The sequence below is a fragment of the Desulfallas thermosapovorans DSM 6562 genome (genome assembly GCF_008124625.1).
GTDB classification, from domain to species: domain Bacteria; phylum Bacillota; class Desulfotomaculia; order Desulfotomaculales; family Desulfallaceae; genus Sporotomaculum; species Sporotomaculum thermosapovorans.
On sequence record NZ_VNHM01000004.1, the window covers coordinates 213,430 to 226,111 of the forward strand.

Consider the following 12,682-nt stretch of genomic DNA (forward strand, 5'->3'; position numbering starts at 1 on the left):
TATGTGTTTAAAGGGCTGATTAAAATGAAAAAGCTTATAGTGCAGATTCCTTGTTATAATGAAGAAAAAACATTGCCTTTAACAGTGGCTGATATACCCAGAAAAATACCCGGTATTGATAAGGTCGAAATTTTGATTATCGATGACGGAAGTTCTGATAAAACAGTAGAGGTAGCAAGGGAAATCGGTGTGGATCATATTGTGAGTTTCCCTAAAAATAAAGGACTGGCCAGGGCATTTGCAGCAGGATTGAACGCTTGCTTGAGGTTGGGAGCAGACATTATTGTAAATACAGATGGGGATAACCAGTATAACGGTGCGGATATTCCCAAACTGATTAGGCCGATTTTAGAGGGCAGGGCTGAAATTGTAATTGGAGATAGACAGGTAGAAACCATAGATCATTTTTCAAAAACAAAAATTATGTTGCAAAAACTAGGTAGTTGGGTAGTTAGAAAAGCATCGTCCACAGATGTTCCCGACACCACAAGCGGGTTCAGGGCTTATAGCCGGGACGCTGCTTTACAGATTAACGTGACATCTGATTACACGTATACTTTGGAAACCATTATCTCTGCCGGCCATCGAAGGATGGGAATAGAATCCGTTCCCATATCTACCAACGAAAAGCTCAGGGAATCGAGATTGTTTAGTAGCATAAGAAAATATGTATCACGGTCGGCAGCAACCATTATTAGAATATATACCATGTATCAACCATTAAAAGTCTTTATGGGCATGGGTATATTTTCCATGATACTAGGTTCAATAATCGGTATCAGATATTTGGTGTTTTATTTTATGGGGCAAGGCATAGGACATATACAGTCATTAATTCTTATGGCCGTACTTCTTATTATGGGATTCCAATTAATTATTTTTGGGATGTTAGCTGATTTAATAGCCAACAATAGAAAGTTAAATGAGCAGATTTTAACCAAGGTGAGAAAAATAGATGCTGATATTAATAAGGGTAATTCATTATACTTAAGTAGTATGCAAAAAGGAATAGAACTTATCCAGTTAAGGAGGAAAACGGGGGAAAGTAAATGAGGATATCAGTTGTGGGTGCCGGTTATGTTGGGTTAGCTACTGCTGTGTCATTGGCTGAAACTGGAAATGAGGTGTGTGTTGTTGAAAAAGAAATGGACAAGCTGGAAAAGCTTAAAAATGGTATCTCTCCATTTTTTGAACCTGGATTGGAACAGGCCTTAAATGAATTAATCAGAGAACGAAAGATTTCCTTTCATCAAGATCTGAAAGAAAAAATACATAATTCGGAAATTATTTTTATTGCTGTAGGTACACCGTCACTTCCTTCCGGGGAAGCTGATTTATCCGGGTTAATTAAAGTTTGTACCCAAATTGGAAAGTTGATGCGTGATTACAAGGTAATTGTTATTAAAAGTACCGTACCGGTAGGGACTTGTGATCTTGCAAAGCGGATTATTCGTGAAAATCAAGAAGATCTATACGATTTTGATGTTGTATCTAATCCAGAGTTTCTTCGGGAAGGGACGGCCTTAAAAGATGCCAGGGAACCGTCAAGGATAATACTGGGGTGCGGTAGTAAAAAAGCAAGGAATATAATGCAGAAACTTTATGAATTTGTTGATGCTCCTGTTATAATTACTGATCTTAGAAGCTCTGAAATGATTAAGTATGCTTCAAATGCTTTTCTGGCAACAAAAATATCCTTCATTAATGAAATAGCTAATATATGTGATAAAGTTGGAGCCGATATAATTGAGGTCGCTCGCGGCATGGGTAAGGATAAACGCATTGGATCCGATTTTCTTCGTGCCGGTATTGGTTATGGCGGTTCCTGCTTTCCAAAGGATACAAAAGCATTGATTCAAATTGCCGGTCATGTGGCCCATGACTTCAAGTTGCTTAAGGCTGTGGTAGAGGTTAATAATTTGCAATGGAAGAAAGTTGTTGAAAAGTTAGAATTTTTATTGGGGGATATTAAGAAAAAAACTATTACTATATGGGGCTTAAGTTTTAAGCCAGGTACTGATGATACTCGTGAAGCCCCTTCAATTCTAATCATTAAAGAAATAAACAGGTTGGGCGGGGTTGTTCAGGTATATGATCCTGTCATTAAAGGACCGGTAGGGGGAGCATTCGAAGGGGTTACTTTCTGTACAGATCCTTATGCGGCCGCAGAAGGCTCGGATGCAGTTATACTGGTAACTGAGTGGCAAGAATTTTTGAATATAGATTGGCAGAGGCTTAAAAAGGGTATGGCACAACCAGTACTAATTGATGGTCGCAATGTATATGACCCTCATACTATTGTTGCAAACGGGTTTTATTATTCATGTATTGGCAGGCCTTCCGTAGAGAATAGAGGTTTTGTAAAAGAAAGCATGGTTGATGTTTACAATATTGCTGAAAAGAGATGGAATATATCATAACTTTCATATCCAACCCATAGATGATTGTAATCATATTGGATAATAATGATGAAATACATGGAGTGATTTAATTGCATAAATCAATAGAGGCCTGCCGTACAGCTTTTAAAGCATATGACATTCGGGGTAAGGTTCCGGACGAATTAAATGAAGAAATAGCTTACCGCATAGGAAGAGCCTATGTAAATCTATTTAAAACAAAAAAAATAGCGGTAGGTCATGATGTGCGAGTATCCAGCCCAGCTCTTGTTAATGCACTTGCCAAAGGCTTAATGGAAAGTGGTTGTGATGTTATAGATATCGGCCTATGTGGTACCGAGCAAATCTATTTTGCAACATTCCACATGGGACTTGATGGGGGCATTATGGTTACTGCCAGTCATAACCCGCAGGATTATAACGGTATGAAATTAGTACGTTCCGGTGCCAGGCCGATTAGTGGAGATAGCGGGTTGCGTGAACTGGAGGAAAGAGTAATTAGTAGTGCTTACACGTCAAGCCCGTCTTCAGATGCTAGCTTAGGGAAATATATTCGCCAGGACATTATGGCTGAATATGTGCAACACCTTTTATCTTATGTAGATCAATCCATTCTTCGCCCTTTCAAGGTGGTAGTGAATGCCGGAAATGGTTGCGCCGGGCCTGTGATTGATTTATTAGAACAATGCTTGCCTTTCCAATTTATTAAAATAAATCACGTACCTGATGGTACATTTCCCAATGGTATCCCCAACCCTCTCTTGCCCGAAAACAGGGATGTCACAGCCAAAGCGGTGCGGGAATCGGGGGCGGATGTTGGTATTGCCTGGGATGGTGATTTTGACCGGTGCTTTTTATATGATGAGCAGGGAAAATTTATTGAAGGTTATTATATAGTGGGTTTATTAGCCAAAGCTTTTTTACAGCGTTACCGGGGAGGTAAGATAATACATGATCCCCGGTTAACGTGGAATACCGTGGAATTGGTACGTGATGCCGGAGGTGTTCCCGTGCTTAGTAAAACCGGCCATGCTTTTATTAAAGAACGTATGCGTTTGGAGGATGCATTATATGGCGGGGAGATGTCCGCCCACCATTACTTCAGAGATTTTAATTATTGCGACAGTGGAATGATTCCCTGGTTACTGGTACTGGAAATAATGAGCCGTCAAGGAAAACGTTTATCGGAGTTAATACAGGAGCGTATGAATCGTTTTCCGGTAAGCGGAGAAATTAACCGCCGGGTAGCTCAACCGGGAAAAGTTATACAATACATAGAGCAAAGGTTTGCTAAAGAAAAACCAATTATTGATCGAACGGACGGGTTGAGTATGGAATTCGATACATGGCGTTTTAACGTACGCATGTCAAATACAGAGCCTTTGCTAAGATTAAATGTGGAAACAAAGGGCGATTTTAAACTTCTTGAGCAAAAAACAAATGAAATTCTTGCGTTGATTGATTCTGTGTCTGATAAAACTATTTAGTTGACTAAGGGTTGGAAAGCCGGCTATCTTGTTTTTGTCTAAATGTCATAAATATAGTATTGCGAAGGAAAATAAAAGATAAGGTGTGCCAATTTTAATAAAGAATATTCTAATACACACGTAGGCCCTATTATATCCAGCCAGTTCGATGCTGAACTGTAATGGTAAACTAAAAGTGTACCCAAAAGGGCGGCTGGGGTAACAAAAAATATACCACCGAAATCTTCCAAACCTGTAAAATGGGAATGAGCTAAACTACCAATTTACAGGGGGGATTTGAAAGGATGCCCTCGGTGGTTGATATTGAGCTTGTCAGAAAGATGCACCTTGTACAAGATAAATCCCAGCGGGCAATTGTATTTGGGTTCTGAATCGTCAAATATGGCTTTCCGTACTGTTTTTCGGGACATTTTAAGCCCCGGGCTATCCAGCGCATGGATTTTCCTTACTTTTGGTAGAGCCTTCTGATAATCTCTTTATCTTATCGACCACGCTGATCATTTCCTTTCCTCCTGTCCGCTACAGTTGATCATATACAGCATACAGGAAATTTTGATCAGGTAGTCCCCTTTTGGGTGAGCTAAGGGCTAAAATGGCCCCCTTTTATTTTAGCAAATACATCTGGTTACTTTAATATAGCGTTTATGTAAAAAAGATTTGGCCAGCGATATCATCACGCTGGCTGCTCTATATTAAATTCCCGGGATATGGCTTTTATAAAGAAGGGTACCACCCGGGGGTCAAAGTGAGTGCCTGCGCAGCGTTGAATTTCCGCCAGGGCATCTTTAAAGGTTGCTCCCTTGCGGTACGGCCGGTCTGTTGTTATGGCATCAAATGTATCGGCAATAGCTATGATGCGGGCCACCAGCGGTATTTCCTCGCCCTTTATACCCCTGGGGTAGCCCGTCCCGTCGTATTTTTCCTGATGACATAATGCGCCTTTATAAAGTTTCTCCGCCAGGTGAATTGGCTTAACATTAGCCAAAATTTTAGCACCCAATTCCGCGTGGCTTTTCATTAAGGCCCATTCTTCGTTACTCAAATGTCAATGGCCATTTGAAAATCCCCATTTTTGGCCATGAAAAACCAGCACATTTGGCAACATAAATAGATGGCTTGATTATTAATTATGTTGGTCAACTAATTCGGGTAATTCATTATGTTGGTCAATATTTGTTGGTATCAAGCGGTTACGCATACGGTAACTGTCACCCTTCATGTTAAACACATGGGCATGGTGCAACAGCCTATCCAAAGTAGCAGCAGCTGTGCTGGCGTTGGCAAATAATGTGCCCCACTCGGCAAAATTAAGGTTGCTGGTAACTATAAGGGAACGTTGTTCATAAGCCCTTGCTATAAATTGGAATATGTGGTCTGATGCCGTTTCATCCATAGATACATAGCCTAGCTCATCTAAAATAATCAGGTGGTTTTTTAGTATGGTGTCAATCCTTTTATTAAAGCTGGAATCGGCCAGTGATGCATATAAATCCTCCACCAGTTCGGTAAAGGTATAGAATCGTACTTTGTATCCGGCATTTACTGCTACTACCCCTAGACCGATGGCCAGGTGAGTTTTGCCTACCCCAGACGGGCCAAGAAAAACGACATTTTCTTTGGCATGCATGAAATCTAAACTTGCTAGATCCCGGATGCTCTGTTGGTTAATGGAGTTTTGGAATGAGTAATCAAACTCATTCAGGGTTTTTAACTGGGGGAATTTAGCCCTTTTCATGTTTTTTAATCGTTGGGCTTCATCCCGCATTTTAATTTCGTGCTCAACCAAATAGGCTAGAAAGTCAATATAGCCTGGTTCCTCTTCCATGGCCAACTCATTTACAGAATCGATAATTTCTCTGGTATATCGCAGTTTAAGTCGTTTTAGCCCTTGTTCTAAGGCTTTTCTGTCAGCAACAGGTATTTTATTAATCATTACATTACACCCCCATAATAGCTCGTATCCCGTCTTTCGACATCTACATGATAGAGAGTATTCAGTTTGGCTTTTTTAGTGTTGTTAGGGGGTTCTGGTAAGCTGCGAGGTGCTTTGATTTGTCTATCAATTATCCTCTTTAAGATGCCATATCCAAAGGCACCAAAGGATAGTGATCTTTTCATGGCATTACTAACGATTGCGCTGTCATGCTGTTTTGCTAGGGCAATAATTTTCTCCATCTGTTCCCTTAAATGACCGTGCCGGCTCCTACTCAAACCTTGCAAATATTCTGCCGCCTCGGGTGCCAGAGCTTCAAATTTAGCTTGTAAGGCATTTTTAGGCTTTTTTGCCGGTTGATTGTGTAATGGGTAGTGGTTGTCATTGATGATGGTTTGATTTTTACCTTTAGCCAATTGGTGTGTTGCTATTACGCTTTTATCATCAAGAATTTCAATCCGATCCTCGTAACGTAGATACCGCACTGTTTTACGGGCAAATTGTGCGGGTACGGAGTATTTGTTAGCGTCAATGAAAATCAGTGCGGTTTTGGTGGCCTTCCGTTTTTCTGTAACGGGTAGTGCTTCTTTTATCGGCGGCAGTGGTTTTAAATATTTCTGTTCTTTTATCAGTTGTTCCGCCGGTACACAACCGGTTGTGCCGTGGGGTTTAGCATTAGCCACTGTCTCTAGCCACTCCATGGCCTGGTTATTTAAATCATCAACACTGGTAAAATCTCTGGCGTAATAGAAGCCGTGCTTGACATATTTAACATTGGATTCTACCTTACCTTTACTTTCAGCGTCGTTAACCCAACAAGCTTTGGGGGTAAAACCATACTTTAAAGCAATGTGCATCAGGTTCTCATTAAAACGAATTACAGTACCTACTCGTTCAGATACAACTGTTTTAGCATTGTCAAAAAGTATTGTTTCCGGTACACCACCTATATAATTTAAGGCCCGGTGCACACAACCATTGAATACCGCGGAATTAAGTGAGGTAATGAATTCTACATAACGCTGTCGTGACCAACTAAGGCAGAATACAAAAACGTATAGTTTTTTCCGTCGGCCATTCTCTATTATTTCACCCATGTGGCCCCAGTCAATTTGGGCTTGTTCACCGGGTAGTGTTTCATAGGGTTTGTACTCTCTCGATCCCTGTGGCCGGATTGTGGCCACGTAACGCCGCACTGTGCGGTTAGAGCCGGTGTAGCCCTTTTCCTTTATTTCATTAAATAATCTTTCGGCCGAAAGTTTTGGCCACTTTTCTAGCCGTTCTTTGATATAATCTTTATATGGGTCAAGGATAGAGCTTCGATGATAGATTGGTTTTTGCTTTTCAGGTTCGCTACAGTTCCAGTATTTTGCTACTGTTCCACGATCCATAGAAAGTATTTCCGCAACGGTTTTTTTGTAAAGACCGGCTTGCTTTAATTCTTGAATTTTCACGATTTCCCACACCCCTGTCAATTTTACTCGCTCCCTCTCTCATGTTGTTTGTAGGTAAATGAGATATTCGAGGGGGCGAGTTTTATTTCCCTCTATATGATGGCCATTTGTGCGGGTTTTTCGTGACCGTTTATGTGGATTTTATCATGTCCGTTAACAACGGACTGACTAATATTAATCCCAATGTAATTTAAGAATTTTTTGCAGTTTATTTTAGTATTGACACCGGGTGCAGATTGTTCAATGTGATAAAATAGCGGGGGTTTTGGATAATTGAAAATGAGAATCTACAGTTTGTTTCCTTTAGTGCCCCAAGGCCAAAACGCTCGCGAAAATGGACCATTGAAGAGGGATCAAAGGGCGGTTTGCTCTGGTACTCCCTTAGGCCGATAAACAGCTGCAGGTACGGATTCTCGACGATCTGGTTTACGGTTTCCCGGTCGGTCAGTTTTAGTTTTTCTTTTATTATCAAGGCACCCAGGGCCATTCGGACGGGTTTAGCCTTTTTCCCCAGGTTGCTGGTTAAATAAATTGGCGTAACGTTCTTCGATGCTTTTCCACGGGATAATTTTAGCCAGTTTTACCCAGCGGTTATGGGCATCCAACTTGCCTTCAAATGGCAATATGAAATCTTCCAGATAAAATTGGTTTTCTACCTTGCGGAACATATTTTGACCTCCAGGTGCACGGTTTTTGTAGCGTTTACCGCATTTTTCATGCATCTTATTTCGACAAATATGTTCCAAAATCCTTGATTTTATTGGGGTTTTGCTTCATTCAGCAAGCCCTAATTAAGCTGCTCTTTGTTATGCTGGAAATTCGGAAGGAAAAAGATCAATTAAGTTGAATAAATAACCAATAAATATTCTTTGGTGAGAGATTCATGGCTAAAATTATAAGGGATCCTATCCATAATATAATTGAAGTGGAAGATGACGTTATAAATCTCATTGATACGTACGCCTTCCAGCGCTTGCGTAGAATTAGGCAGTTAGGGGTAGCTTGGTTAGTGTACCCCGCAGCCGAGCACAGTCGCTTGACACACTCGCTGGGCGTTTATGGTATGTCCAAACGTATTATCAATGCTCTGAAACAAAATAGTAAAAAGTTCAATTTGGAAAAGGAAGAAGAAAAGTTAATTACCATTGCTGCTTTATTACATGATATCGGTCATGGCCCCTTTAGTCACGCCTTTGAGAATGTTATCAAAAACCTGGGTGGTTTTTTTGACCATGAAAAGATGTCAATTCAAATTATCAAAGAATGTCAGGATATTACTGAACGGTTGCAGAAATGCGGTGAAAATTTTGCCGATAAGGTGTGCCAGATTCTTAATAAAGAATATTCTAATACACACGTAGGTTCTATTATATCCAGCCAGTTCGATGCTGACCGTATCGATTACTTGTTAAGGGATTCATATATGACTGGTGCTAATTACGGCAAGTTTGACGTTGACTGGTTATTGAAAAATATTAGCATTGAAAAGGCTACCTTTCCCACGGTAGAGGGGCAAACCGTGGTTTGCATAAATTACAATAAAGGCTTAAACGTTTTAGAACAGTACATTTTAGGCAGGTACTATATGTATGTTCACGTGTACTATCATAAAGTAATCAGGGCTTTTGAAACCATTATTTACAATGTTATCAAGAGGGTTATAAAAGAAGAACACGATAAACTGGTTGGGTATCAAGAAATAAAAGCCTTATATTCCGGTAATGTGGATATGGATTTGTATTTAAAGCTTGATGACTTTACTGTAATTGGGTGGTTCAATGAATGGTACTATGAAACTAATGATCCTATTTTAAAGGAATTGTTGCATTACTTTTTCTGCCGCAAGCCTTTTTATAAAGTTATATATCCTTCTGCAAAGCCAAATGAATACTCGTCACAAAAGGATAAGGTCCTTAAGCAGTTTGATACTGAAGAGCAAAGGGAATATTTTTTTTATGAGGATACGCCCACAAATGTGGCATATAAAAGTTTATATCTCACTAAGGGTGTTTCGGATGAGATATTTGTATACAAAAACGAGAATGAAATAATACCGCTGTCAGCGGTGGAGGACACCGTAATCAGTCAAGCGGGTTCCACCCTGAGCAAGGATATAATTCGGTGGTACATAAAAGTTTAGTCGGGGAGAGATTAGCATGTTGGAGAATATTTATATGGTGCGAGATATTATTAATTTAGCTGGGGGGCAAATCAAAGGCCGCAAAAAAATGCAAAAAATTATCTATATATTACAACAGCTAGCCAAACCCTTTAGAAAACCCTACGAGTTTAGGTGGAACTTTTACGGAGTATATTCGGATGAATTAGCCAGCGAGTTGAATGTGGGGGAGATTTTCGGTATTTTGCGGGAGAGGTGTCTGGAAGAGCATGGTTACCGCACATTTATTATCGAAACAGTTGATAACTCCAATGCTTCAGGTATCGAAAAAGATGAACAAGTGAAACAGTTGGTAACATATTTAGCGGCCAAAGAATCAAGGGTATTGGAGGTGCTAAGCTCGATTATCTTTTTCAAAGATCAAGGCTATGCTGATGCGGCACTAGAAGAAAAACTGCATGTTTTTAAAGGGCACTTGGCATCTTTTTTTGACGAAGCATTTACTACATACAACGAATTAACAGGAGTCAGGCTTAAATTAGAATCAAGATAAGTGGTTTAACTTGAGTTAAGATTGATAAAAAAAGTGGGTTAGTAGGGGTTTATAACAACTGCGGAGGCAATTGTATTTGGGTTCTGAGTCGTCAAAAATCATTCTTCATTATTCAAAGGTCCCTGTTTGAGAAGCACATTATCCCGGATGCCGATTTTACCCACATCGTGAAGCAATGCTGCCCGCTCCAGAGCCTCCAGTTCGGCAGGAGAAAACCCCATTTTGGCTGCCGTTAAAACCGAGTAGCGGCTTACCCTTTCGGAATGCCCCGCGATATGCGGTCCCGGGCGTCAAGGGCCGAGGCCAGAACCCGGAGCAGACTGTTCATTAATGTGCGCTGCCGGTTGTATATGCGGCTGTTCTCTAATGCCCTGGCATTTTCCGGTATATTCCCCTTTGTTTGTCTGGTTCCTTTTTTGGAATACATTTAAAAAAGCGTTTTCAGTCATGGGAGGAGCCTTGATAGAATATCTACACAGGTACGGGTTTAAGCGGGAAGTGGAAACGCTTCTGAGAAACCAGTAATAATGTTTCTCACTGAACTTTTCGGGGTGAATTGGATATAATAATAGTAACAAGGGTTGGCGCTTGCCTGAGTCTGTAAAAAAATCCTTGTTCAGCGATCACTTTTACCGTATAATGAAGCTAGGATGGCCGAAGGGAACGAAAAGCAATAAATTTTAAAATTGAGGTTATTCAGGAGATGGTTTTATGGCCACCAAAAGTATACTAAAAAATATAGATATTAGAGAAAGAAGAATGGGGCGTGCCCTTATATTGGCATTGGAAAAATCTGAAGCCAAGAAGGGCAAACAGGTTGAGTTAAGTCGTATATGCCGGGAGATAAAAGGAGAAAAAATTAAGGATATATTTGGAAACATATAAATGACGGGATATACTCTTATAAACTTGCGGGAAATGATTGAGCATCTTGGAGAGGATAAAACTAAAATTATTCTCTCCAATTTTATGTGCCCCCTAAATAAAGATGTAGATGATTTTTTGAAATCTAAATCTATAGAGTTCTCAAAGCAAGGAATAGCAATAACATATTTGGTATTTGCATCAAATAAAAACGAAAACGTTTTAATAGGGTATTTTACCTTGGCTACCAAAATTATTATGGTTTACAGGACAAGCCTAAGTAATACCTTGCGCAAGAGAATAACAAAATTTGCACAGTATGATAATGACTTCAAGAGGTATGTTTTTCCTGCCCCGCTTATAGGGCAACTATCAAAGAACTTTTTTAACGGTTATGACAAATTAATTTCCGGGGATGAACTTCTAAAACTCGCATGCGATAAGATAAAGGCAATACAAAGAGAAATAGGTGGCAGGGTAGTATATTTAGAGTGTGAGGACAACCCGAAGTTAATAAATTTTTATTCGGCAAACGGATTTGTTCAGTTCGGCAAAAGGAAGTTAGACAGGGATGAAGTTGGTTTAATGCAAGGGGAATATTTAGTGCAGCTGCTAAAATACCTTAAACCCTAAGAAAATCTATTATGAATAATTATCTAATTTCTTCTAACCTTATGGAACCTGCTAATAATTATATCCATAAAGGCTACAATGCAAAGTTAAGAAGCCCCCAATCCCTTGTGCCATGCGGGTTTGCGGGGTTTTAATATGCAGTAAACCAGAGGCTTTAATGAACGGGTCTGTTCTGGACTAAGCCCTTCGACCTTATCCAGAACCCCCCAGTATGTGCCTATCCCTCGCCGTGCTAACATTTTAACGCATTAAAGGGCTTTCAGCCGGGAAACCCCATGCGGATCGTTCAGCTTTTTATAAGATTTTTCAGCTGAATGCTAAAATGAAAGCTACCAATAAATCCATAGCTGTGCTTAAGAAGAGAATGAACAATTAAAGCAAGCTTTGGCGTTGGAGAAATTTTTTAGCTTAGCTAAACAGTAAAATAAAAGCAGAGAGGGTGAGCGGAAGCCAAACCCCTTGCCACTTCCGGGCAAGGGGTATTTAGCGTCTAGCAAAAATCCATGGAGCACCCTATTCTTCTACAACCTCTTCAGCATCAGCTTCTTCTTCAGCGGCTGCATCTTCATCCACATCCGCGTCTTCATCGGTGGCCACATCTTCGTCCGCTACAGCCTCTTCATCAACTTCTTCATCTACAACGGGCTCGTCAGTTATGTCGATGCGGTTTTGTTCGCTGTCAAAAGCGACATCCTTATTCAGGCTAACAGCGATGAATTGCAGGGGCACATATGTTACATTGTTGATTATCTTGGCGGGAACCGCCAAATTTACATTTTCTCCATCAACGGTAGCTACAGGGTTGTTAACCTGTAACCAAATGCCACCGGAGGTGATTGATTTGTCTTCAGCGTCCCATTCCACCTCTTGACCCAGGGCTGTTACTGCTAACACATATTGCCTAGCAGCCTGTCTAAGAATTGATACTTTAAAAAACTGTGGTTAGGGGCCTTAAAACAAATTCATATGAATTTATATAAAAATTTTAAGCAGAATGAGGTGCCCCTTTAACTATTTACCAAGCCAACTTCTTTTTATTTCCAAATAGCTTCAAAATGTTGTGCGTAAGGCATAGAAGGACCCATTCTCCGCGCACCAAGTCGAGCCCGCGGAGAAGAAATCTTCGAAAACCCCGGGCTTCCTTAATTTGGCCAAAAACAGGCTCAACTGTTTGTTTTCGCAAGGCATATTTTGCCCGTCCTTTTTGGGTTCGCAACTTCCTTTTCATACGATCAGGTAA

13 protein-coding genes and 1 pseudogene are annotated in these 12,682 nt (G+C 40.4%); 7 read left to right on the forward strand and 7 right to left on the reverse strand.

All coding sequences use genetic code 11. From position 1 onward, the window contains the following. Positions 1–24: 24 nt before the first annotated feature. From LX24_RS05315 to LX24_RS05325, 3 genes are all read left to right on the forward strand, one after another. A complete protein-coding gene (locus LX24_RS05315; RefSeq protein ID WP_166511101.1) occupies positions 25–1,053 on the forward strand; it encodes a glycosyltransferase family 2 protein in 1,029 nt (342 codons plus the stop codon). Beyond that, a complete protein-coding gene (locus LX24_RS05320; RefSeq protein WP_166511102.1) occupies positions 1,050–2,420 on the forward strand; it encodes a UDP-glucose dehydrogenase family protein in 1,371 nt (456 codons plus the stop codon). The genes LX24_RS05315 and LX24_RS05320 overlap by 4 nt, the downstream gene beginning before the upstream one ends. Positions 2,421–2,491: 71 nt before the next feature. After that, positions 2,492–3,886, forward strand: a complete 1,395-nt coding sequence (locus tag LX24_RS05325) for a phosphohexomutase domain-containing protein (protein ID WP_279233181.1) — start codon at positions 2,492–2,494, stop codon at positions 3,884–3,886. A 673-nt stretch (positions 3,887–4,559) separates the two neighbouring features. On the opposite strand, the gene LX24_RS05330 is transcribed toward LX24_RS05325, so the two are convergent. The 4 genes and pseudogenes from LX24_RS05330 to LX24_RS05345 form a co-directional block, all read right to left on the reverse strand. Beyond that, complete coding sequence (locus tag LX24_RS05330; RefSeq protein ID WP_279233182.1) at positions 4,560–4,928, reverse strand: HD-GYP domain-containing protein; 369 nt, start codon at positions 4,926–4,928, stop codon at positions 4,560–4,562. Between the two features lie 81 nt (positions 4,929–5,009). Further along, entirely contained in the window at positions 5,010–5,819 is an 810-nt protein-coding gene (gene istB, locus LX24_RS05335; RefSeq protein ID WP_166511104.1) for an IS21-like element helper ATPase IstB, read from the reverse strand. Next, on the reverse strand, positions 5,819–7,273 hold the full coding sequence (istA, locus tag LX24_RS05340; protein WP_166511105.1) for an IS21 family transposase: 1,455 nt from the start codon (positions 7,271–7,273) through the stop codon (positions 5,819–5,821). Before istA ends, istB begins: the two co-directional genes overlap by 1 nt. Positions 7,274–7,565: 292 nt before the next feature. Then, positions 7,566–7,941 (reverse strand): annotated as a pseudogene (locus LX24_RS05345) (transposase); the annotation flags it as partial. Between the two features lie 215 nt (positions 7,942–8,156). On the opposite strand from LX24_RS05345, the gene LX24_RS05350 reads away from it, so the two are divergent. Both LX24_RS05350 and LX24_RS05355 read left to right on the forward strand, forming a co-directional pair. Next, positions 8,157–9,413, forward strand: a complete 1,257-nt coding sequence (locus LX24_RS05350) for an HD domain-containing protein (RefSeq protein WP_166511106.1) — start codon at positions 8,157–8,159, stop codon at positions 9,411–9,413. 16 nt (positions 9,414–9,429) lie between these two features. Continuing rightward, complete coding sequence (locus LX24_RS05355; protein WP_166511107.1) at positions 9,430–9,945, forward strand: hypothetical protein; 516 nt, start codon at positions 9,430–9,432, stop codon at positions 9,943–9,945. Positions 9,946–10,043: 98 nt separating this feature from the next. Here LX24_RS05355 and LX24_RS14930 read toward each other — a convergent pair whose 3' ends face one another. Next, on the reverse strand, positions 10,044–10,166 hold the full coding sequence (locus LX24_RS14930) for an HD domain-containing protein (RefSeq protein ID WP_243131625.1): 123 nt from the start codon (positions 10,164–10,166) through the stop codon (positions 10,044–10,046). 490 nt (positions 10,167–10,656) lie between these two features. Here LX24_RS14930 and LX24_RS05365 point away from each other — a divergent pair, with 490 nt between their 5' ends. Both LX24_RS05365 and LX24_RS05370 read left to right on the forward strand, forming a co-directional pair. After that, positions 10,657–10,830 carry a hypothetical protein gene (locus LX24_RS05365; RefSeq protein ID WP_166511108.1) on the forward strand — a complete coding sequence of 58 codons (174 nt, stop codon included), beginning with the start codon at positions 10,657–10,659 and terminating at the stop codon, positions 10,828–10,830. Beyond that, on the forward strand, positions 10,831–11,442 hold the full coding sequence (locus tag LX24_RS05370) for an N-acetyltransferase (RefSeq protein ID WP_166511109.1): 612 nt from the start codon (positions 10,831–10,833) through the stop codon (positions 11,440–11,442). 513 nt (positions 11,443–11,955) lie between these two features. Here LX24_RS05370 and LX24_RS05375 read toward each other — a convergent pair. Both LX24_RS05375 and LX24_RS05380 read right to left on the reverse strand, forming a co-directional pair. Then, the gene (locus tag LX24_RS05375; RefSeq protein WP_166511110.1) at positions 11,956–12,336 is read right to left on the reverse strand and encodes a copper amine oxidase N-terminal domain-containing protein; all 381 of its coding nucleotides are present in this window, start codon (positions 12,334–12,336) and stop codon (positions 11,956–11,958) included. 121 nt (positions 12,337–12,457) lie between these two features. Further along, a partial coding sequence (locus tag LX24_RS05380) for a transposase (RefSeq protein ID WP_166511111.1) occupies positions 12,458–12,682 on the reverse strand: 225 nt, incomplete at its 5' end.

Coding starts and splice junctions, on each gene's coding strand:
- LX24_RS05355 (WP_166511107.1), top strand. CDS start 9,430: ATGTTGGAGAATATTTATATGGTGCGAGATATTATTAATTTAGCTGGG.
- LX24_RS05370 (WP_166511109.1), top strand. CDS start 10,831: ATGACGGGATATACTCTTATAAACTTGCGGGAAATGATTGAGCATCTT.
- LX24_RS05365 (WP_166511108.1), top strand. CDS start 10,657: ATGGCCACCAAAAGTATACTAAAAAATATAGATATTAGAGAAAGAAGA.
- LX24_RS05350 (WP_166511106.1), top strand. CDS start 8,157: ATGGCTAAAATTATAAGGGATCCTATCCATAATATAATTGAAGTGGAA.
- LX24_RS14930 (WP_243131625.1), bottom strand. CDS start 10,166: ATGGGGTTTTCTCCTGCCGAACTGGAGGCTCTGGAGCGGGCAGCATTG.
- LX24_RS05320 (WP_166511102.1), top strand. CDS start 1,050: ATGAGGATATCAGTTGTGGGTGCCGGTTATGTTGGGTTAGCTACTGCT.
- istB (WP_166511104.1), bottom strand. CDS start 5,819: ATGATTAATAAAATACCTGTTGCTGACAGAAAAGCCTTAGAACAAGGG.
- LX24_RS05315 (WP_166511101.1), top strand. CDS start 25: ATGAAAAAGCTTATAGTGCAGATTCCTTGTTATAATGAAGAAAAAACA.